13 protein-coding genes are annotated in these 21,653 nt (G+C 42.2%); 12 read left to right on the plus strand and 1 reads right to left on the minus strand.

Going from position 1 to position 21,653, the window contains the following annotated elements:
• The first annotated feature begins 56 nt into the window (after positions 1 to 56).
• On the plus strand, positions 57 to 857 hold the full coding sequence (locus tag G6554_RS07560) for a carbon-nitrogen hydrolase family protein (protein ID WP_166240375.1): 801 nt from the start codon (positions 57 to 59) through the stop codon (positions 855 to 857).
• A gap of 88 nt (positions 858 to 945) precedes the next feature.
• Here the strand turns inward: G6554_RS07560 and G6554_RS07565 are convergent, their stop codons facing one another.
• Positions 946 to 1,311: a ribosomal maturation YjgA family protein gene (locus G6554_RS07565; protein WP_166240551.1), complete on the minus strand. Its 366-nt coding sequence runs from the start codon at positions 1,309 to 1,311 to the stop codon at positions 946 to 948.
• 611 nt (positions 1,312 to 1,922) lie between these two features.
• Between G6554_RS07565 and G6554_RS07570 the strand changes: the two genes are divergently transcribed.
• The 11 genes from G6554_RS07570 to G6554_RS07620 all read left to right on the plus strand — a co-directional run bounded on the left by G6554_RS07570 (position 1,923) and on the right by G6554_RS07620 (position 21,634).
• The gene (locus G6554_RS07570) at positions 1,923 to 4,592 is read left to right on the plus strand and encodes an endo-beta-N-acetylglucosaminidase (protein WP_242637708.1); all 2,670 of its coding nucleotides are present in this window, start codon (positions 1,923 to 1,925) and stop codon (positions 4,590 to 4,592) included.
• 227 nt (positions 4,593 to 4,819) lie between these two features.
• The gene (locus G6554_RS07575) at positions 4,820 to 7,516 is read left to right on the plus strand and encodes an alpha-mannosidase (RefSeq protein ID WP_166240377.1); all 2,697 of its coding nucleotides are present in this window, start codon (positions 4,820 to 4,822) and stop codon (positions 7,514 to 7,516) included.
• 19 nt (positions 7,517 to 7,535) lie between these two features.
• Positions 7,536 to 8,864: a glycoside hydrolase family 125 protein gene (locus tag G6554_RS07580; protein ID WP_166240379.1), complete on the plus strand. Its 1,329-nt coding sequence runs from the start codon at positions 7,536 to 7,538 to the stop codon at positions 8,862 to 8,864.
• 42 nt (positions 8,865 to 8,906) lie between these two features.
• Positions 8,907 to 9,527 (plus strand): YesL family protein, encoded by a 621-nt coding sequence (locus G6554_RS07585; RefSeq protein WP_166240381.1) that lies wholly within the window; start codon positions 8,907 to 8,909, stop codon positions 9,525 to 9,527.
• Between the two features lie 27 nt (positions 9,528 to 9,554).
• Entirely contained in the window at positions 9,555 to 11,435 is a 1,881-nt protein-coding gene (locus G6554_RS07590; RefSeq protein WP_166240383.1) for a beta-N-acetylhexosaminidase, read from the plus strand.
• Positions 11,436 to 11,501: 66 nt separating this feature from the next.
• The gene (locus G6554_RS07595) at positions 11,502 to 14,609 is read left to right on the plus strand and encodes an alpha-mannosidase (RefSeq protein ID WP_166240384.1); all 3,108 of its coding nucleotides are present in this window, start codon (positions 11,502 to 11,504) and stop codon (positions 14,607 to 14,609) included.
• A gap of 200 nt (positions 14,610 to 14,809) precedes the next feature.
• Positions 14,810 to 15,739, plus strand: coding sequence for an ABC transporter permease (locus G6554_RS07600; protein WP_347564283.1), 930 nt, complete (start codon positions 14,810 to 14,812; stop codon positions 15,737 to 15,739).
• A gap of 61 nt (positions 15,740 to 15,800) precedes the next feature.
• Entirely contained in the window at positions 15,801 to 16,793 is a 993-nt protein-coding gene (locus G6554_RS07605; RefSeq protein ID WP_166240386.1) for a carbohydrate ABC transporter permease, read from the plus strand.
• 23 nt (positions 16,794 to 16,816) lie between these two features.
• Positions 16,817 to 18,271, plus strand: a complete 1,455-nt coding sequence (locus G6554_RS07610; protein ID WP_166240388.1) for an ABC transporter substrate-binding protein — start codon at positions 16,817 to 16,819, stop codon at positions 18,269 to 18,271.
• A gap of 68 nt (positions 18,272 to 18,339) precedes the next feature.
• Positions 18,340 to 20,136, plus strand: a complete 1,797-nt coding sequence (locus G6554_RS07615) for a sensor histidine kinase (protein ID WP_166240390.1) — start codon at positions 18,340 to 18,342, stop codon at positions 20,134 to 20,136.
• Positions 20,129 to 21,634, plus strand: coding sequence for a response regulator transcription factor (locus G6554_RS07620; protein ID WP_166240392.1), 1,506 nt, complete (start codon positions 20,129 to 20,131; stop codon positions 21,632 to 21,634). Before G6554_RS07615 ends, G6554_RS07620 begins: the two co-directional genes overlap by 8 nt.
• Positions 21,635 to 21,653 lie beyond the last annotated feature (19 nt).

The raw sequence follows: 21,653 nt of genomic DNA on the forward strand, positions 1-21,653 counted from the left end.
CTATAATATAATAGAAGAAAAATACTAAACTAGTTTACTATCCAGGAGGTATTTTGATGAGAGTAGCCATTGCACAGTTATCCACAAGTGTTGATAAATTTGCTAATTTAGAGAAAGCCATAGAATACATTTCGAAAGCGAAAAGGTTGGGCGCGGATTTTGTCATCTTACCTGAATTTTTTATGGCACTGGCTACCCCAAAGTCTGGTGTCTTACCTGTTGATGTGGCGGAGCCCTTGGATGGCCATTTTGTTACCGGGCTAATGGAGGCTGCCCGCCAAAATGAAATTTATGTGGTTTGCGGTTTATATGAATCCAAACCAGATGATCAAAAACGTGCGTATAACACCACCGTCCTTATTAATCATTCAGGACAGCTCGTCCATTCTTATCGTAAGACACATTTATACGATGCTTTTAGTTATCATGAATCTGATACGATTATTCCGGGTGATAACCAGTATAAAATAGTAGAAACCGAGTTTGGAAAAATCGGATTAATGGTATGTTACGAATTACGATTCCCAGAAATCGCAAGGCAATTTGCGCTTCAAGAGGCAGATATTCTGGTTGTTCCTGCCGGATGGGTGGCAGGGCCGATGAAAGAGGACCATTGGCAAACGCTTATTCGAGCACGAGCGATTGAAAACACCCTGTTTGTCTGCGGTGCAAACTTAGTGGGCGATATTTTTACCGGACGCAGTGTGATTGTCGATCCAATGGGTGTCATTCAAGCTAGTGGAGGCGAAGAAGAAACGTTAATTTTGTCCGATATTGACCTTGATCGCATTCAACGAGTAAGGGGAAAACTTCCTAGTGTCAAAAATCGCAGGCCTGAATTTTATCCGACAATTTGATAGATCCCTCGTAAGGCACAGCTAGTTTCTTTCGCTAGTTGTGCCTTTTTACGTGCAATTCTCTGTTTTTACTGCTTCTCAACTAATTTTATTTACGTAGATTCAGCATCATCATTACTTTATCCATGCCAGCTGCTAGCCCTATCCCCACCGTATATCGAATCAGATCCACAAGTAGAAACCCTTTGCCAAGAATCAATGCCCCCATCATATTACTGCGAATCTGATTGATCCAGTCCGCCTGATACAATTGGCTGAATTCAATCCCAAAACTAAAGGAAAAACTAAGCAAGGTCGCTGTTAGCAGGCCTTTACGCACCAGTAAGAAACGGAAACCAACATAAACCATCATCGCCCATAGCGCATCCCCGGCATTCTCCGCTACAAAGACCGGAAGCAACTGGCCGTACCTCCTAGAGGCAAGGCCTCCTGCCACGGTAATAACAACAGCCATCAAATAAACAATTCTTTTAATCAATTGGAGTCCCCCTAGGGAAGAAGTGAAGCAGGGGACGGTTCTCCCGCTTCACTTCACATAATCTTCAAGAATAGAATATCAAATTCACACATTGTGTGAATTTGTGATGAAAAGGTCGCAATAGTAGAATATGATAGACTTGGAAAATGCTACATACAACCCCACAGTTTCAAACCACGAACCAAAGCGGCGAACCAAGGGACGGTTCACTTGCCTCTATTCATTCCTATTTTCTATCATCTTCATGAGCCTTTTCAATCATTTTTTTATCCCATCCATGACACATGCTGTTCTCAATCTAGAAGTTCCCTACTACACAAACAGTTGAGCAATTAAAGCGTAAGAACCGTCCCCTGCATCACTGCCTCCCTTTTCAATGGATTAATTATAGAAACAATGGAAAAACCATATTACCTTTTTCTAGCTCATTGACGGGGCATTTGAGTCAGAATATTGTAGGAGGAAGTAGGTTGATAGAATATTTTAAAAAATGAAAGCGTTACCCGACTTTGGGGAGAGGTAAGGGTTTCAGAAGCTCGCTGTAAAAAGCTTCACGATAAAAATAATAGAATGGGGAGAGTTGGAAAATGATTGATTGGAAGAAAAGCCAGTGGCTGATGGCTGCCTTTTTCGGCATGTGTTTCATCCTATTATGGCCGAATGCAAGCTTTGCAAAACAACCGGAATCATCTTACTGGTATCCCGAACAACTAGTAAACTGGACTCCAGAGAAGGATCCAAGTGCTGTGTTTAACCGCAGCCAGATTCCACTAGCCAAACGGGAGGTGTTATACAAGGTCAATGACCATGCCCAATCTGATGCAAAGTTAGTGGCGTTGTCTGCCCTAAACCCTACGACGAGCGGAGTGCCATCGCAAGGCGGGAAGGATTTCTATGCCAACACCTTTAGTTATTGGCAATATGTTGACCTGATGGTGTATTGGGCAGGTTCCGCTGGTGAAGGTATTATCGTACCGCCAAGTGCGGACGTGATTGATAATGCCCATAAAAACGGCGTACCGATCTTAGGCAATGTTTTCTTCCCTCCTACTGTTTATGGCGGGAAGGCTGAATGGGTCAACCAAATGCTAGCACAGCGGGAGGATGGAACCTTTCCTGCAGCAGACAAGCTGTTAGAAGTGGCAAACTATTATGGGTTTGACGGCTGGTTTATTAACCAAGAAACCGAAGGTGGAAACGCCCAGACGGCTGTAAAAATGCAAGAATTCCTTGCGTATCTTCAAAAACATAAACAGCAAGATATGCACATCATGTGGTACGACTCGATGACGAAAGATGGGCGTATCAATTGGCAAAATGCGCTAACGGATAATAATAGCAGCTTTTTACAGGACGGCAGCAAACGGGTTTCTGACAGCATGTTTTTAAACTTCTGGTGGCAGGACCAGCAGTCTTCCGCCACTAAAGCGAAGGAACTCGGCAGAAGTCCATATGACGTGTTTACCGGGATTGATGTGGAAGCGAATGGAACAAGTACAACTATTCCTTGGCAGGGAATTTTCCCAGAGGGCAAAGCACCTGTCACTTCTTTAGGAATTTATCGTCCAGACTGGGCCTTTAAAACAGCGGAAACGATGGAACAGTTTTATCAAAAGGAAAATGAATTCTGGATTGGAAGGTCTGGAAATCCTGCCGTAACAACTGATAACGGTACGTGGAAGGGAATGGCACATTATTTCACTGCCAAAACAGCGATCAAGGAACTGCCTTTTGTCACTCATTTTAATACAGGCAGTGGCAAGTTTTTTGCCGTCGATGGAAACGTAGTAAGTGACCAGTCCTGGAATAATCGCAGTCTGCAGGATCTTCTGCCAACCTGGCGCTGGTTAAAAGAAGGCGGGCAAGCTGTTAACGTGGACTTTGATTGGGAAACTGCTTATGACGGCGGAAGCTCATTGAAGCTTTCTGGTGCTGTTGATGCTAACAATCCTACGCATATTAAGCTTTATAAAACCAATCTGCCGATTCAAAAGGATACGGAAATTTCACTGACATACAAAACCGATTTGAAAAAGCCAAACATGAAACTTGGAGTAAGCTTTACTGACAATCCGGATCAATTTGTCTTCTTTGATGTGAGAAAACAAAGTCATCAACAATGGATAACCGATTCGTTTAAGTTGAAAAAATACAGTGATAAACATATCGCAGCCATCTCGCTTTTGATAGATAGTGATCAAATGGTGAAGGATTTTACGACAAATATTGGCGAAATCAAGGTTTTTAACAAACAAGAGAAACACAATGCGGTCCATGCCCCGAAGCAAGGAAAGGTAAGTAAGGTTGATTTTACCAAAGGAATCTATGCGGATGTCGCACTTGCATGGGAGCCGTCTGATTCCGATGTGAGTCATTATGAAATTTACCGGACGCTGCCAAACCATACAAAAGAGTTTGTCGGCGCTACACCTAACCATGTTTATTCCCTTTCTAATCTAAAGCGGAATGGGAAGGAGAGCAGTACCAAATTAGAAATTGTTGCGGTGAACAAAGAATTCAAACGAAGCGAGAGTGCAGCCGTCACGTTCGAATGGCCGCCGTATCCAAAACCGGAAGCAGATTTCCGTGCGGATAAAACGGTAGCGGCACCGGGGGAGAAGATTCAATTTTTCAATGCTTCATCAGAAGTAACGGAACAAGTGGAATGGCATTTTGAGGGTGGCTCACCGGCTGTCAGTAATGAGAAAGATCCATTTGTTACCTATGAAAAAGAAGGCACTTACCCTGTTACGTTGATTGCCAAAAATAGCGAGGGTGAAAGTGTTCTAACAAAAGAAGCATTGATTACCATTTCTGCAGCCGCTAAGGATATTAAAAATGTTGCGTTGAATAAGATAGCCATTGCGAGCGGACAGTGTGCTCCGAGTGAAGCGGCAAAATATGCCTTTGACGGGAACGTTAAAAGTAAATGGTGCGCCTTAGGAGATGCCCCTCATTGGCTAAAGGTCGATCTTGGCGATCAATATGCCATTGCAAAATTCGTTGTTCACCATGCCCAAGCCGGCGGAGAGCCGGGAGCCTTTAATACTCAAGCATTTAGAATTGAAGTGAGTATCGACGGAGAAAACTGGACAGAAGCTGTGAAAGTGACGGACAATACGGCAGCTGTTTCGGAACACAGCATTACCTTAACAAAGGCACGCTATGTCCGCTTATGGACGGATAAGCCAACACAGGGCGGCGACCAAGCCGCAAGAATCTATGAATTCGAAGTCCATGGATTTCCAACTCCATAGAAGAATGAAAATTTGGGTACGTCCCCCACTGCCGCAGTGGGGGACTACCCTTTTTTTGGCTAATCAATGGATTAATTTAATATCCACTGTAATATCTTTATGACTTGCCGGGATTCTATTGCTACTTTGGGTAGATTTTTTTATTGTTAGTGGTGAAGGAATTCTATCACACTAAAATGACAGCGTTTTCGCACCGGTATATAAATCATCGAAGGAGGGGACGTCTTATGAAGAAGACAGCCCATATTATCTCTCATTCTCATTGGGACAGGGAATGGTATTTACCTTTTGAAAAACATCGCTACTACTTTATCAAACTAATGAATCAACTTATTGAACAGTTTAAAAAGGAAGGAAATACGTTTCAATCCTTTCATCTAGATGGGCAGACGGTTCTATTAGAGGATTATTTTGCAGTGCATCCGGAAAAGCGTGAAATCGTGAAACAATTAATTGAAGAGAAAAAACTATATATTGGTCCTTGGTATGTACTGCAGGATGCCTTCTTAACTAGCTCTGAAGCCAATATCCGCAACCTGCAGATTGGCCTAAATGATACATTAGCCTATGGTCATGCTTCAAAAATTGGCTATTTTCCTGATACATTCGGCATTTACGGGCAGGCACCGCAGATTCTGAAACAAGCGGGGATTGATACCGCAGCCTTCGGACGGGGCGTGAAACCGACCGGCTTTAATAACACGGTATCAGACACTCCTGATTTTGAATCTCCTTATTCCGAGATGATTTGGAAATCACCTGATGGCTCCAGTGTTTTAGGTATTTTATTTGCCAATTGGTATTCAAATGGGAATGAAATCCCGACGAATGAAGACGAAGCAAAAGCATTCTGGGATAAAAAACTTCAAGATGCTGAAAAATATGCATCGACGAATCAGTTATTGTTTATGAATGGCTGTGATCACCAGCCGCTGCAAAAGACGATACCAAAGGCGATTGAAACAGCCGCTGCCCTATATCCTGATTACAATTTCAAGCATTCCAGCTTTGACGAATATACAGAGGCGGTAAAAGGTTCTCTTCCAGAAAAGCTGCAAGTGATTGAAGGAGAGCTGCGCAACCAGCGGACAGACGGCTGGTCTACACTTGTCAACACCGCGTCAAGTCGGATTTACCTGAAGCAATGGAACAACCTTTGTCAAAACCTGTTGGAGAAAACAGCTGAACCACTGGCTGCGATGAATTATTTAGCGGGCGGAACCTACCCCCGTGAATACATCCGCTTTATGTGGAAATCGCTGATGAAGAATCATCCGCATGACAGCATTTGCGGCTGCAGTGTTGATGAAGTTCACCGCGAAATGGTCACCCGTTTTGAAAGCGTCGCGCAAATGGGTGAAGTATTCGTACAGGAACAGGCCGTATTGCTTGCCCAAACGATTGATACTTCACAAACACCGGAAGGCGGTATTCCACTTGTTGTCATGAACACAACAGGATGGGAGAAAAATGAAGTCGTTACGAAAACCCTAGATCTTGAAAAGGTGTATTTTTCACACATGCATTTTGAAGAAATTCCTGCTTACCTGCAGGATAAAGAAATGCCGGAATACCGCCTAGTAGATGATCAAGGCAAAGAAATTCACTGTCAGCTCGAAGAAGCAACAATCGAATTTGGCTATGATTTACCGGACGATCAATTCCGCCAGCCGTTTTTTGCTAAACGGGCGAAGTTGTCTTTCTTTGCGGAGTGTGTTCCGTCATTTGGCTATAAAACATTCTATCTTGTGCCTGCTGATCAACAGATCCAGCAACAGGAAAAGGTGCGGCCTGCGCCTGACAACAGGCTTGAAATGGAAAATGAATATGTTCATGTATCGTTCCATGAGGATGGAAGCTACGATTTAACCGAGAAGCAATCCGGTGTAATCTTCCATAATCTTGGCATGTACGAAGATACTGGGGATGTCGGAAATGAATATATGTACAAAGAAGCAAAGGGACATGCAGCGATCACAACAAAAGGAGTGCCGGCGAAATTTACCTTTGTAGAAAAAAATGCCCTTAGAACGGTTCTAGAGTTCACGCACACCCTATCGATTCCGGTTTCTGCCGATGACCGACTAGCCATTGAACGGAATAAATTGATTTGGCATAAAGAAAGAGAAGCAGGCAGATCAAGTGAAATGACAACCATCGAACTAAGAACAATGGTCACCCTGGAAAAAGGAATGAAGGGTCCAGCCTTTAAGCTTACGATAGATAACCAAGCAACGGATCACCGTCTGCGCGTTCTCTTCCCGACCGGACTAAAGACCGAAACACATCAAGCAGATAGTATTTTTGAAATTGTCACACGCCCGAATACAGCGGAGAAGGAATGGGAGAATCCAAGCTTTTGCCATCATCAGCAGCGATTTGCCAGCCTCTCAGATGACAAGATGGGCTTAACCGTCGCAACCGATGGTCTTCAAGAATATGAAATCTTGCCGGCAGACGGAACAATTGCCGTTACCGTGCTGCGCTCGACGGCGGAACTGGGTGACTGGGGCTACTTCCCGACACCTGAAGCCCAATGCTTAGGGATGCAAACAGCACAATGGCAGGTGCTGCCGCATGAAAAGGATGTCATTAAGTCACAGGCATTTGTAGACGCTTACCAATATAAAGTGCCGCTGATGGTTATTCAGACCGATACTCATGAGGGAACATTACCGGTGACCTATCAGTTTGTACACACCGAGGCAACCGGTCTTGTATGGACATCGATGAAGGTGGGGGAAGCGAAGAATGATGTCATGATTCGCTGGTTTAATCCGTCTGAGAAACAAGCAAGCCTAAACGCTACTATTCATGATTACCAATCCTATAAGAGTACGATTCTTGAAGAAAGAATAAATCCATCAATAGATTTATATGAAGTAGAAAAATACGAAATTATTACCCTTGGTTTCGAAAAATAGGAAAAGGAGTGTGGTAAACATGACGACAGTGATTCCTGAATCAATGAAAAAACTTATCCATCACGTCAAGGAATTTTTCCCTGATAACCTCAAGCTGCAGCAGATGTTTGAGCAATGTTTTGTCAATACGTATACAACTACCATGAAAAAACAAGGAGATGGCAAAACGTTTGTCATTACAGGCGATATTCCGGCCATGTGGCTGCGGGATTCAGCTGCCCAGGTTCGGCCGTATTTATTGGCTGCGGAAGAGGATGAAGAAATCGCGGATTTGCTCGAAGGAGTGATCCGCCAGCAATATGCTTTTATCCTGCACGATCCATATGCCAATGCCTTTAATGAAAGTGCGAATGGCAAAGGCCATCAAAATGACGATACAAACATGACAGCGCATGTTTGGGAACGAAAATATGAAATTGATTCCTTGTGCTATCCGGTGCAGTTGGCGTACTTATTTTGGAAGTCAACAGGACGTACCTCACATATTCATGAAACGTTCCAGCAGGTGGTAGAAACGATTATCCAAGTATGGAGAACGGAACAAGACCATGAGAAAAATTCCTCTTACCGCTTTGAGCGTTCGGAATGCCGTCAATCCGATACGTTAATTCGTGAGGGCAAGGGAGGCCGGGTGGTTCCGACCGGAATGACATGGAGCGCCTTCCGTCCGAGTGACGATGCCTGCACCTACGGATATCTGGTACCGGCGAATATGTTTGCCGTGGTGATCCTAGGGTATGCAGCTGAAATGTGTGAGGAAGTGTTAATCAATCCATCATTAAAAGAGGAATGCCTCATGCTCCGTTCGGAAATCCAAAGTGGAATTGAGCACTATGCCAAACTGGATCACCCGATTCACGGCGAACTGTACGTCTATGAAACCGACGGTGAAGGCCGAGTTAATTTGATGGATGACGCCAATGTACCGAGCTTACTGGCCGCACCGTATTTAGGCTACCTTTCATTTGAGGATCCGACCTATATAAATACGCGCAAATTTCTACTGAGCAGAGATAATCCCTATTATTATGAAGGAAAATATGCGAATGGAATTGGCAGTCCGCATACTCCTGATCATTACATTTGGCATATTGCCCTTGCGATTCAAGGAATGACAACGACAAACGAAATGGAAAAACAGGAGATAGTAGCTTATTTTCTTCAGACAGATGGCGGTACCCATTTCATGCATGAAGGCTTTAATGCCGATTGTCCGGAGGAATTCACAAGGGACTGGTTTGCATGGGCAAACACTATGTTCAGTGAATTTGTCTTAAGTTTAACGGGGAAAGCGGTTAAGGGCAGTCCGCTTTATCACCAATTACAGAAAATCAATTTCGTTAGGTAAATGGGGTAATTTCGTGGAGTTGATGGGAAAGGATGGTGCAGGATGAAAAAAGGTTCTTGGATGAATGTGTTTGACTGGATATGGAGGGTGATTTCGGCCAATTTGTGCTGGATTGCCTTTACCATTCTGGGATTAGGGGTTTTGGGCTTTTTTCCTTCGTCGGTTGCCCTTTTTACCATTGTCCGGAAATGGATTAGACATGATACAGATTTGTCTGTATGGAAGACGTTTAAGCATGTGTACGTTAAAGAATGGAAAAGAACGAATGGAATTGGCCTTGTGTTTTACAGCATTGGCCTTTTCCTCTTTGTCGATATACGGATTGTAATGGGAATCATGACGGGTGTTTTTTCTATTTTTCTGCTCGTATTTTTATATTTTGTCGCCTTCCTGTTTATCATGTCTATTGGCTATTTCTTTTCGATCTATGTTCATTATCAGTTATCCACGAAGGAATATATCAAACAATCCTTTCTCTTTGCTGTGACAAGCTTCGGGCCTACCATTTGGATTGGGGCCGGGCTGTTACTTGTAGGCATGGTCGTGTGGAAGGTTCCCGGCTTAATCCTCTTTATTTCCGGGGTTGCACCAGCCTATTGGATGATGCGGGTCTGTCTGAGCCGGTTTACGAAGCTTGAAAGAATAGCCAATCAACCATCATAAAATTTGAATGAGATAGGGGAAAACACGATGAAACTTCACCTAACTGGCGAGATAGCTGCTGTTGCTGATGGACTTCAACTGGTAATGGAAAGTATAGGTATTCAACTTTCACCTGACGGATACCCTGTGGAGGTCAGAAAACAAAATGGTCCCATTAGGGTTGTAAATCAAAGTGGCCGTGGGCAAATTTATTTTAAAAAAACGGTTCACTTTTTCCGGGCAGTAGGGCTTTGGATGGAACACTTCCAAACTGAAACGGAATTTGATGTAACAGAAGTGCCGCAGTTTGACATGTGCGGTGTTATGCTCGATGCCTCGAGAAATGCTGTGCCAACAACGGCTGAGGTAGAAAATTTACTGCGAAGAATGGCTGTAATGGGTCTCGATACCTTGATGCTGTATACGGAGGATACGTATGAGGTAAAGGAACATCCGTATTTCGGCTATATGCGGGGAAGCTATGCAGCAGAAGAGTTAACATCCCTTGATGATTATGCCGCGAAGCTGGGCGTTGAGATGATTCCTTGTATTCAAACATTGGGTCATTTACGAGAAGCACTCAAATGGAATTATGCTAGCGATATTCGGGATACAGATGATATTTTACTAGTCGAAGAGCCGAAAACATATGAGTTTTTAGAGAATTGTATAAAGGCAGCATCGGAACCGTTTCGGACAAAACGGATTCATATCGGCATGGATGAGACATTCCAGCTTGGGCTAGGAAAATACCTGCAGCAGCATGGCTATGAAAACCATATCGATTTGATGAACCGTCATCTTCAAGAAGTGGTGGCGATTACGGAAAGGCATGGGCTGAAACCCATGATTTGGAGCGATATGTATTTTCCATTGTTCGCGGAAGACAGCAAATATAAAGACGAGAATGGCAAGATACCGGAAGAGATTATTGCCCAGATTCCGGACGTGGAGCTCGTGTACTGGAATTATTATAGTCAAGATCAAGAAGTCTATGAAAAGGACTTTCATCGCCATATGCTACTAGGGAAAACACCAATTTTCGCCGGCGGGGCCTGGACGTGGAATGGAATGGCACCAAACTATGGGAAAGCCATTGTGACAACAGAAGCGGCAATTGCTGCCTGTAAAAAAGAAGGCATTAAGGAAGTCTTTGTTACGATGTGGGGCGATAACGGGGCAGAAACGCCATTCTCCACTTCACTGCCCATCCTGCAATTATTCGCGGAACATACCTATCATCAGGAAGTTACGCTGGAACAGGTAGCGAAGCGCTTTGAATTTTGCGGCGAGGGTCATTTTGATGATTTTATGATGTTAAAATGGCTGGATGAAACCCCCGGTGTCATGAAGGATAATATGAACACCTCCATGACGTCTAAAGTGTTACTCTACCAGGATATCTTAATTGGATTATATGACGAAAATATCCGCGGCCTGTCTTTAGGCGAGCATTATCAAAAATTAGTCCCAGAGCTTGAAAAGGCAAAGAAACATAATCCAGGCTGGGCGAGTCTATTTGGCTTTTATGAACAATTAGCAAGGGTACTCAGTGAGAAGGCGGAAATCGGCCTTAGACTAACAGAAGCTTATAAGGAAAAAGATTACCAACAAATGAAATTAATCCTGGGTAAATTGGATGTGATTCAAACCAATGTGGATCTTTTACGCCAACAGCACCGCGAAGTATGGTTTGCGGCCTATAAGCCATTCGGCTGGGAAGTGATTGATATTCGATATGGCGGCGTGATTACACGGATTGACTCGGTTAAATATCGGATTAACGAGTGGCTCGATGGCAGAATGACTAGTTTGGAAGAGCTAGAAGAAAAACGCCTGCGCCATGATGGACCATGGGAAGTTGTCGACGGATTAGTAGGTGGCAATGTGTATCATCGAATTGTAACGGCCGGGAACTTCTCGCTCTAAGTGGGTCGCAGTGCCCAAAAGCGTGACAGGTTCATTAATTTTAATTTGACTATACGGGGTGAAAGCATGTTTTTGACCGAACGAAAATTTGAAGCGCGCATAAGGGAATTAGAGGGTTTCCGTTATCGTGATTGCGTTAGCATTGAGTACTTTTACACACATGAGGATGATGGCGTGATTGGTGCCCATCCACCGAAAGTTTACGATGAAAAAAGTACCATGAAGATTGGCGACTATTGGAAGGGGCGCGATCGCTATATGTGGCTTCATGCAGATGTAGATTGCCATCTTCCCAATAGCAATCAACAAGTGGCAGGTATCTTTTCATTTGGCAAGACGGGCGGCGGGAATAATTCCGGGTTTGAATCGCTACTTTTTGTGAACGGTAAACCATACCAAGGGGTCGACTCCAACCATGAAGAAGTACTGTTTGATGAGCAAACGGCTAAGGGCTCAATGCGTTTAGACTTCCGACTCTGGTCCGGACTTGAAGGCGGCGGTGTGCCGGTTGAGAATGAATTTAAACTGGAACAGGCTGAAATCGGCTGGCTGGACACAAGGGTCGATAATTTATACTACACCCTTTTAGCGGCATATGAGGTGGTAAAGGAAACGCATGAAGCAGATCCTACTTATTCAGCTTTGAAACAAATGCTTCAGGATGCCCTACTGCGAATGGATTGGACGGAACCTGGAAGCCTAGCGTTCTATGAATCTTGCTACGAAGCCGAAACGAGTCTTACAGAGGCGCTTCAGTCTATTGAAAAAACATCCGCTATTACGATTCATACTGTCGGTCACACCCATATTGATGTGGCTTGGCTTTGGCGCTTAAGGAACACAAGGGAGAAGGCCGCCCGTTCCTTTTCAACGGTCCTGCATTTAATGAAGCAGTTCCCTGAATACCAATTCCTGCAAACCCAGCCGCAGCTCTATGATTATATCAAAACCGACTACCCAGACATTTACGAGCAAATAAAGGAAAGGATTGCGGCAGCCCAGTGGGAAGCTGGTGGAGCAATGTGGCTCGAAGCCGACTGTAATATCCCGAGCGGCGAGTCGTTGGTCCGACAAATCCTCCATGGGAAGAACTTTTTTAAAGAAGAGTTTGGTGTCGATTGTCAATACCTTTGGCTTCCGGACGTTTTCGGATATAGCTGGGCGCTGCCGCAAATCTTGAAAAAATCCGGCATTAACACGATGATGACCACAAAGATTAGCTGGAATCAATACAACCGGATGCCTCATGATACTTTTTACTGGAAGGGAATCGACGGTTCGGAGATCTTAACACACTTTATCACCACACCGGAACCATGGAATGGACCGGATTCATGGTTCTATACGTATAATGGCTACATTACCGCGAAAACCGTTAAGGGTGCTTGGAACGGCTATCGTGACAAAGACTTATCAAAGGATCTGCTTCTTTCATACGGGTATGGTGACGGGGGTGGCGGTGTTAATCGTCATATGCTTGAAATGCGCCGCAGATTTGACCAAATGCCTGGAATGCCAAATGTGAAGACAACAACGGCAGGTGAATTTTTCGATAAACTGCATGAAAATGTCGAGAAATCGACTGGCTATATTCATAAGTGGGACGGCGAACTGTATCTGGAATACCACCGCGGTACCTATACAAGTCAGGCCTTTATGAAAAAAATGAATCGTAAACTGGAGCTGCTCTATCGCAGAGCTGAATTCCTATCCTCTTGGCTGTCTGAAAATAGCGTATGGCTTGGCGATGCTGCAATGAAAGACGGCTGGAAGATTATTTTAAGAAATCAATTTCATGATATTATCCCAGGGTCTTCGATTCATGAAGTCTATGAAGATGCTAGGGAAGAATATGCGGAAGCGCTGCAAATCGTTCAGCAAGTGGAAACCATGCTTGTGGAAAGCGGAGTCGAACAGGCCGACCGTTCCATCGTTGTTTTCAATTCCACGCACCAAACCGGCAAAAGAAATGTGGTCATTTCTCAGTTTGCTGATTGTGCAGCTGGGGTTTGGACAGATGGCAAGGGCACGGTGTTTCCTTCTCAAAAACGCCCTGATGGATGGCTTGTTGCGGTCGATTCTCTTCCATCCTTTGGTGCGAAGCAATTGTATTTTGAACCCGCTGAAGCAGCACCGGAAACAACGCATTTCACGTATCATGACCGAAGGGTAGAAACACCGTTTTACGAGGTGGAGTGGAATGAGTACGGACAGATGACAACACTTTATGATAAAGAAGCACAGCGCCATGTGCTAGCAGAGGGTCAAAGCGGCAATGTACTGCAAATCTTTGAAGATAAACCGCTTGCCCATGATGCCTGGGATATTGATATTTTCTATCACGAGAAGATGGAGGAAATTCGAAATATCGCTACATTCAAGGTAGTGGAGAATGGGGAACTGACTTTTGCGGTTGATAGTAAATGGACGTATCATCATTCGGAGATTTCTCAGCGAATTGTTTTTTATAAAAATGATCGGCGGATTGATTTTGAAACCGAGGTAGACTGGCATGAAAAACGAAAATTACTTAAGGCTTCATTCCCTGTGGATGTTCGCGCGACAGAGGCAACCTATGATATTCAATTTGGTAATGTAAAGCGCCCGACCCATTGGAATACCAGTTGGGAAATGGCGAAATTTGAATCAGTCGGACACCAGTGGGCAGATCTTTCCGAGCCAGATTATGGGGTAAGTTTACTGAATGATTCCAAATATGGCTATGATATCAAAGAAAATGTGATGCGGTTAACCTTATTAAAAGCAGCCACACATCCGGATCCTGAGGCAGATCAGGGTATGCATTCCTTTACGTATTCACTTTATCCGCATATAGGTGATTGGCGGCAGGCGAAGACAGTGGAAAAAGCCTGGGATTTAAATGACCCCGTTTTCGCTGTTGAAGGGAAATGGGCGAAGGAAGATTCGTTTATTGAATGCGGAACAGACCATATTTGGATTGATGCGATAAAGCCCGCTTACGATGGCAATGGCCTGATTATCCGTTTACATGAGTATGAGGGCAGACGAGGCAAGGCGTCTCTGAACGTTCGAAAGCCCATCACATCATGGGTGGAGACTAACTTGATGGAAGAACCCATTGCAGAAGCAGCACCATCACCGATTGAGTTTGAAATTAAACCATATGAAATTAAGACATTCAGAATCGTATAGAAAAAATGGATGACCGACCGGCATGTTCCAGTCGGTCATTTCATGTTCACTCTATCTTCTCCATGGCCAAATATAGATAGCGTGTCGTGATTTCTAAGATTTTTGCACTTAATCCCAAATTAGTCAACTATAAATAGCCTTCTATCCACTATAAAATATAAGTATGGAAGTGCTTACATTGAAGTGAGAGGAGGATAAGTGTGAAAAAGATAGTGAGTGATATCTATCAAAATAGAATCTGGTTACTTATGGTTTTACCAGGAACCATCTGGCTGCTATTATTCTCTTATTTGCCGATGTTTGGTCAAGTATTGGCCTTTAAAAAGTTTCGAATTGATCCGGATGGTTTTTTCGCAAGTGTGATGAATAGTGAATGGGTAGGCTGGGAGAACTTTAAATATTTATTCAGTACAAATGATGCCTTTGTCATTACAAGAAATACGATCCTGTATAATCTCGTCTTTATCGTCTTAGGGCTCGTAGCCGCGGTTGCAACGGCCATACTGCTCAGCGAGTTAGTAAATAAAAGGCTATCAAAGGTTTATCAGACAGGAATGCTGTTCCCGCATTTTATTTCATGGGTTATTGGCAGCTACTTTGTCTTTACCTTCTTAAGTTCGGATCGTGGTCTGTTAAATCATGTTCTTGGCTGGTTCCATATTGACGCTGTTTCGTGGTATAGCGAGCCTAAATATTGGCCATATATCATCGTTTTTATGAGCATTTGGAAGGGTGTCGGATATGGCAGTATCGTGTATTTAGCATCGATTGTCGGAATTGATCGAACGTATTATGAAGCAGCTATGATCGATGGTGCAACAAAATGGAAGCAGATTAAGCATGTTACCCTTCCAATGCTAAAGCCATTGATGATCATCTTAACCATCATGAATATTGGCCGGATCTTCAACTCGGATTTTGGCCTATTTTATCAAGTGCCAAGAGATTCCGGGGCCCTATTTCCAGTCACAAATGTTATCGACACATTTGTATATCGCGGGCTAATGACGTTGGGTGATATTGGTATGAGTACCGCAGCAGGTCTTTATCAGTCAGCTGTAGGTTTCATCCTTGTGATGATTACAAACTATATAGTAAGAAAAGTCGATGAGGAAAGTGCGTTGTTTTAATCGTTGCATGTCGGGGCTGACCAAGGTGCTTACGGATTTCTCAGAGAGGAGGGGAAAATAAATGCCCAATGATCTAAATCAAGCTCAAGTTTCAGTTGTCGCATCACAGCCGTTGGATCAGTTGAAAGGGGGTGGAACAAAGATTAAACGGAAAAAGACAAGGAATTATCATGAACTGCATCCCGTTGTCAATACCATTTTCAGTGTACTGTTAGGTATTTTCACCATCATGTGTGTCTTTCCGTTTATCTATGTTATCATTATTTCCTTTACAAGTGAGGAAAGTATTGTCAGACATGGCTTTCAAATTTTCCCGGCGGAATGGAGTACCGATGCGTACCATTACTTATGGAATGTGAAGGATCAATTGCTGGGGTCTTATGGTGTAACCCTATTGATTACGGTGGTGGGAACCATCATTAGTGTGTTGATGATCTCCTTTTATGCGTATGCGATTTCACGACCTCAATTTAAATACAGAAAATTTTTCACCTTCCTAGCATTCTTTACGATGCTGTTTAGTGGTGGATTGGTACCAACCTATATTGTGGTTACGCAATTTTTAGGATTGAAAAATTCAATTTGGGCGTTAATCCTGCCCCTTGTTATGAATGCTTTTTATATTATCATCATGAGAACCTTCTTTATGAAGTCCGTTTCCGAATCCATCTTGGAATCTGCACGGATCGATGGGGCAAGTGAATGGAGAATCTTCTTTCAAATCGTCTTTCCGCTCTCGCTTCCGGGCATTGCGACGATTGCTTTGTTCAGTACATTGGGTTATTGGAATGATTGGTTTACGGCATTGCTCTATATTGATGATCCAAAATTAGTGCCGCTCCAAGCCTTATTGATGAAAATTGAGGCAAACCTTGAATTCATGAGGCAAAATGTTGAAGTGGGGATCATGCAGCAAAGTTTATTTGATACGTTGCCGCAGGATTCAGCCAAAATGGCCATGGTCGTTATCGCCACATTACCGATAGCAGTCTCTTATCCGTTCTTTCAGAAGTACTTTATAAGCGGATTGACTATTGGCGGCGTTAAAGAATAAAAAAAGAAAAGGGGAGAGATACGATGAAGAAAAAGTTAGGTTTTATACTGGCACTCGTTTTATCCATTGGAACGATACTTTCTGCCTGCAGCGGGAAAGAAAGTTCTACTTCGGAGAAAGGTGGGAAAGATGGAGAGCCATATGAAATTAAATGGTACACGATTGGAACTCCGCAAAAGGATACTGATAAGGTATTTGCCGAAGTCAATAAGTATGTCAAAAAGAAAATTAATGCTACAGTGAAAATGCAGCAAATTGACTGGGGAGATTGGACACAAAAATCCCAAGTAATGATCAATGCAGGTGAATCATTTGATATAATCTTTACAAATGGTACTGATTATGTCCAAAATGCACAAAAGGGTGCTTTTGTGGCAATCGATGATATGTTAAATAAAGAAGGCAAGGACCTTAAGAACGCCATCGATCCCGCCCTTTTAGAGGGAAATAAGATTAATGGTAAAATTTATGGCGTTCCTACGAATAAAGAAGCGGCAAGACAGTCTGTTTATACGTTCAACAAACGTCTTGTTGATAAATACAAGTTTGATCTTACAAAAGTAAAAACCTTAAAAGATCTTGAGCCCATGTTGAAAACGATTAAGGAAAATGAACCAGGCATTACTCCAATGGCAACCTTTAAAGCGTATCTTCCCTTTGACTATACCTTTAATAATGAAATGCCATTTGCGTTCCCACTTGAGGGTGACAGAGACCATGTGATTAACCAATTTGAAACGGATTTAGCGATGTCAACCTACAAAACCATGCATTCGTATTACAAAGCAGGCTACCTTAAAGAAGATGCAGCCACAAGTAAAGACAGCTGGCCAATGGATGTAGAGAATTGGTTTGTCCGCATGGGTGATTCTCAGCCATATGCTGATTTACTATGGTCCCGTTCAGCAAAATATGACGTCGTTTCTGTACCGGTAGAAGAGCCAACCACATTTAACGATTCTGTTTCTGGTTCTATTCAGGCCATTTCTGCTACATCTAAGAATCCTAAAAAAGCAATGGAGTTCTTAACTCTTCTTAACACAGATTCATACCTTCGCAACCTTGTTGATAAAGGAATTGAAGGCGTGCATTACAAAAAGAATGATGATGACACAATTGAAGATCTTCCAGCACGTATTGATAACTATAATATCCCAACCTATTCAATCGGTAACTTCTTCGTCTTGGATTTATATAAAGATGATCCAAAGGATAAATGGGAAAAATTCAAGGAATTTAATGACGCTGCTAAACCAGCACCAACGCTTGGCTTCCATTTTAACAGTGATCCAGTGAGATCAGAAATTGCTTCGATTACGAATATTTCTAAAGAATTCTATCCAGCACTGGCAACAGGTTCTGTTGATCCAGAAGAATATCTGCCAAAGTATAATAAAAAATTAAAAGAAGCTGGAATTGATAAGGTATTAAAAGAAATTCAAAAGCAATTTGATGACTGGAAAAGCAAGCAAAAATAAGAGTAAAAATCAAGCTGGGTGGAATAGTCCGGCTTGATTTTATTTCAGCCATATCAGAGGACAGCTAAATGGAAATAAGAAAAAAAAGACGCGTGACTCAAAACATTTTTAATAAATTATTTTTAACATCGTCCATTACCATCATTATGACGGTTATTATCTTAATCGTTACGATTACCAACTATTATTCAGATGTTATTATTCAAAAGGAAGTCAATATAAATACAAGAATATTAGAAAGAGTAGAGGATTACTTTTCTGCTAAGGATTCAGATATTAGCAGGGCGATGAGGGATCTTTATACGAATGGCGATATGATTGATGATATTTCCTTTGCCCTTCACAATGGTTATGGGAAATATTTAGAATACCGCTTAGATAAGTATTCGGAAAGTAAATCATTTACACCGAGCAATATTGAAACGTATTTTAAAGGCTATTTCAGCCAAGATAGTGACTTAAATGCGATTAGTTTACGTTCGGTGGAAAATTCATCCATTGAGTATTTGTTAATCAATAATAATTTACGATGGAATAACAGCATTATTGGCCATGCCACCCCTTTAGAACCATCCCTCTCCCAAGGTCCGCCAAGAGTAATGGAAGAAGGTCTTCCAAAGGGAAGGGAATTAAGAAACACCATTACGAGGAAAGTTGAAATTAATAATCCGGTTACACTTACGAAGATGGGGGAACTATCCATTTTCTACTCAACAGAACGTCTAGATAAAATGTTGACAAGGCATGATGGGGCGCCTGCTTCTTTCTTTTTACTGGATGCACACGGCAAGATCCTCTATTCGCTTAATAATGGTGTTCCCCTAGAGATGATCAGTCAAGTAGAACATGAAACGAATGAAACGAAAGTAAAGTGGAACCAAGAAAATTATTATATTAATACCATCGCGAACAAGGGAGATTATACGTATGTCAGTGTGATTCCTGATAAAGACTGGCTAAAGTTATCTATTATAAGGGGAACCATGTGGGTTGTTATTATCTTCCTCATTAGCATTGCCATTTTAATCTCCTATTCGTTTACGTTAAATTACTCGCGGCGAATAAATACCATTGTTTCTATTATCCGCCAGGTGGAAAAAGGAAACCTAGATGCGCGGATACCTGAATCTAAGCACGAGGACGAATTATCCAAGATTGCTGTTAATATCAATTCTATGTTAATGGAATTGAATAATTATATCGAACAATTTTACCTGCTGAATATGAAGCAGCAGCAGGCGGAATTGAAAGCCCTGCAAGCACAAATTGATCCTCATTTTTTATTTAATACGCTTGAAGCAATCCGGATGGTCGCTGTGGTAGAGGGGTCAAAAACCTCGAGTAAAATGATTTTCCATTTAGCCAAACTTTTTCGCTACTCGTTAGAGTCGAAAGATGTGGTACCATTTTATACCGAAATTGAATATGTCAATCAATATTTGAAATTAATGCAGTTTAAATATCCCAATAAATTAGAGGTGCATATTGATATTCCAAGTGAACTGGAACAAGCACCCGTGCAAAAGTTAATTCTGCAACCGATCATTGAAAATTACTTTGTCCATGGTTTTAAAAAGGAGCGGCCAGATAATGAGCTATTCATTCGTGCTGTCAACCTGGGAGACAAAATTGAAATACGTGTAGAAGACAATGGGAAGGGGATGACCGAAGAGGAACTTTCCACCATTGTTCATCATATCAATCGTGAAGAGGGCGATGAAATGAATTCAATCGGGTTAAGAAATATCCATCAACGGTTAAAAATTAGATATGGAGACCAGTTTGGGATCATACTAAAAAGCTTTCAAGACCAAGGAACAATTGTCACCCTAACCATTCCAGTGCAGGGGAATAACCATGTTTAGGGTACTGCTGGCTGATGATGAAACGCTCATAACGTTAGGATTGCAGGCACTTTTGGATTGGGAGGATTACGGGTTTGAAATTGTTTATACTGCGGAAAGCGGAGAAGAAGCCCTCAGCTTTCTTAAGGATCATCCGGTTGACCTACTGATCACCGACATTTTAATGGGGGAAATGTCTGGATTGGAATTAATTAAAGCGGCAAGAGAAATTCAGCCCCAGATGAAAAGTATTGTATTAACTGGCTATCAAGAGTTCGGTTTTATTAAACAAGGGCTGCTATTAGGTATTGAAAACTATTTGGTAAAGCCTGTGGATGAGGAAGAGTTATTAACGACCATCCAAAATGTTGGCCAGAAATTGAAGGCTGTGATGGGTTCTGATCATCCACAAGAGACGACCACATTGCGGGATAATACATTATGGCGTTTTATCAATGGTGAAATTGACAAAAATGATGTTCTTGAAAGAATGGCATTATATGATATCCAATTTACCCAACCGCATTATCTTGTTTCAATTTTAAACTTTGAACATTACTATCGGACTCCGATACTAACGGATATTCGAAACTTTATCGAAGAATATTACTCTGCGACATGTCTCTATAGTCCAAATCAAGAATTAATCATTCTCTTTGGAAGTACGAATGAAGAAGAATTAGGTAAATGGAACAAACACCTTGTAAGTCAACTTTGTGAGGAGCAAAGGGGAATCGGTCAATTCTATTTATCTATGGGAAAACCGGTTCATACCATTGATGAATTAGAAAAGAGTTTTACCATTGCAAGTGAATACAGCCTTCTTCAACTTTATTCAGAACCAAATGTTCTTCTATCAGGCAGAATCTCGGCAGATAAACAAGACGAATTAAAAAAACAGCAGGAGTTTAAAGAAAATATCGTCAAACAACTTGTTAAAGCAAATGAAGAAACATTGCAGATGGTTGATTTGTTTTTTCAATACCTTACGAGGAAAGCAAAATTCATATCCCCACAAGTGGCGAAAAAATATACATTTGACTTAATTTCGTATATTCATTATTCCATCCAGCCAGATGACCTTTCTGAGTACACTGCGGCCGTTGAAAAAATGGTATATAGCTCGGATGTTACGCAGCTGAAGGCCATTTTGAAGGAGTATTGCCATGGATTACTTCTTTCCATTAATAATCAAGTCCAGATGCGAAGCCCCATTGTACAAAATGTTCTAAAGTTTATTCATGCCCACTACGATGAAGGGATATCCTTGAAAACATTGGGTCAACAGTTTCATGTAAACGCTATCTACCTGGGACAATTATTTCAAAAAGAAGTAGGGGTTGTCTTTTCTGAATACCTGAATCGCTATCGATTAGAAAAAGCAAAGGAATTACTAAAAACCACCCATTATCGTGCAGGAGAAATTGGGAAAAAAGTAGGTTATTCCGATACGACTTACTTTTATAAACAATTTAAGAAAACGGTTGGTACGACACCAAGTGAGTGGAGGAAAATTTAAAACAGAAACGGTGATGAAT

Origin of the sequence: Bacillus sp. MM2020_4, from assembly GCF_011250555.1 — a bacterium.
In the GTDB taxonomy this organism is placed as follows: domain Bacteria; phylum Bacillota; class Bacilli; order Bacillales; family Cytobacillaceae; genus Neobacillus.

What these genes read in the sequence shown, in the direction of transcription:
- G6554_RS07605 (WP_166240386.1), top strand. Translation starts at nt 15,801, where the DNA reads ATGCCCAATGATCTAAATCAAGCTCAAGTTTCAGTTGTCGCATCACAG.
- G6554_RS07580 (WP_166240379.1), top strand. Translation starts at nt 7,536, where the DNA reads ATGACGACAGTGATTCCTGAATCAATGAAAAAACTTATCCATCACGTC.
- G6554_RS07560 (WP_166240375.1), top strand. Translation starts at nt 57, where the DNA reads ATGAGAGTAGCCATTGCACAGTTATCCACAAGTGTTGATAAATTTGCT.
- G6554_RS07615 (WP_166240390.1), top strand. Translation starts at nt 18,340, where the DNA reads ATGGAAATAAGAAAAAAAAGACGCGTGACTCAAAACATTTTTAATAAA.
- G6554_RS07585 (WP_166240381.1), top strand. Translation starts at nt 8,907, where the DNA reads ATGAAAAAAGGTTCTTGGATGAATGTGTTTGACTGGATATGGAGGGTG.
- G6554_RS07595 (WP_166240384.1), top strand. Translation starts at nt 11,502, where the DNA reads ATGTTTTTGACCGAACGAAAATTTGAAGCGCGCATAAGGGAATTAGAG.
- G6554_RS07620 (WP_166240392.1), top strand. Translation starts at nt 20,129, where the DNA reads ATGTTTAGGGTACTGCTGGCTGATGATGAAACGCTCATAACGTTAGGA.
- G6554_RS07575 (WP_166240377.1), top strand. Translation starts at nt 4,820, where the DNA reads ATGAAGAAGACAGCCCATATTATCTCTCATTCTCATTGGGACAGGGAA.
- G6554_RS07610 (WP_166240388.1), top strand. Translation starts at nt 16,817, where the DNA reads ATGAAGAAAAAGTTAGGTTTTATACTGGCACTCGTTTTATCCATTGGA.
- G6554_RS07565 (WP_166240551.1), bottom strand. Translation starts at nt 1,311, where the DNA reads ATGGCTGTTGTTATTACCGTGGCAGGAGGCCTTGCCTCTAGGAGGTAC.
- G6554_RS07570 (WP_242637708.1), top strand. Translation starts at nt 1,923, where the DNA reads ATGATTGATTGGAAGAAAAGCCAGTGGCTGATGGCTGCCTTTTTCGGC.
- G6554_RS07590 (WP_166240383.1), top strand. Translation starts at nt 9,555, where the DNA reads ATGAAACTTCACCTAACTGGCGAGATAGCTGCTGTTGCTGATGGACTT.